1 protein-coding gene is annotated in these 1230 nt (G+C 56.6%); it reads left to right on the forward strand.

The window, feature by feature from the left end; genetic code table 11:
* Positions 1–52 precede the first annotated feature (52 nt).
* The coding region (locus tag ACYASU_RS20365) for an IS256 family transposase (protein ID WP_463583857.1) at positions 53–1230 on the forward strand (1178 nt) is incomplete at its 3' end.

Here is a 1230-nt window from a genome sequence, read left to right on the forward strand (position 1 = left end):
GGGGGTGTCAGAAATTTTGTGTTCGGGCATAACATGAGTAAGAGGTGCATGTATGCCAACCAAAAAGAAACCTGCGTTACGCGAGCTACCCAAAATCCCTAAAGAGCTGCTTGAGCAGTTCGGCGGCGGACTGATGACCGCTGAAGCCATCGAAGACGCCTCTGCGGCGTTCAAGAAGGCGTTGATCGAGCGAGCGCTTAGTGCCGAGCTCGGCCATCACCTGGGCTATCCGCCGGGCGCGCAGCGCCCAGAGGATGAAACCAACCAGCGTAATGGCAAAAGCGGCAAGACGGTTCTAACCGGGGATGGTCCGATCCGGCTGGATATCCCGCGTGACCGTGACGGCAGTTTTTCGCCCATTTTGATCCCCAAGCACGAGCGCCGTTACACCGGTTTCGACGACAAGATCATCGCCATGTACGCCCGAGGAATGACGGTCAGAGAAATCCGCGCATTCCTCTCCGAGCAGTATGGTACGGACGTTTCGCCTGACTTCATCAGCTCTGTCACCGACGAGGTCATGGCAGAAATCGGTGCATGGCAGCAGCGGCCTCTTGAGCCGATGTATCCGGTTATTTTCTTCGATGCTCTGCGGGTCAAAATCCGTGAAGAAGGGCTGGTTCGCAACAAGGCCGTTTACTTGGCACTGGGTGTTCTGCCCGACGGCACGCGCGATATTCTCGGCATCTGGATCGAAAATACCGAAGGCGCCAAGTTCTGGATGAAGGTTTTCAACGACCTCAAAACACGCGGCGTTGAAGATGTCCTGATCGCTGTGACTGATGGGCTCAAAGGCATGCCAGAAGCCCTTGGCGCAGTCTTTCCAGCTACGACACTGCAAACCTGCATTGTTCATCTGATCCGCAACAGCCTTGATTATGTGTCTTGGGATAAGCGCCGCGAACTGGCCAAGGCGCTCAAGCCGATCTATCAGGCGGTGACCGCCGAAGCGGCTGAACAGGCGCTGGATGCGTTTGAAACCGGGCCATGGGGCAAGCAATATCCGACGGTAGTGGCGGCGTGGCGACGGGCTTGGGATCGCGTGATTCCATTTTTCGTTTTCCCGCCAGCGATCCGAAAAGTGATCTACACCACCAACGCCATCGAGAGCATCAACGCTCAGCTACGAAAGATCATCAAGACGCGCGGTCACTTCCCGACCGACGATGCGGCAACCAAACTGATCTGGCTCGGGCTGCGCAATATCACTGCCAACTGGGGCTCTGCAGC

Source organism: Pseudomonas sp. HP_12 (assembly GCF_055283955.1).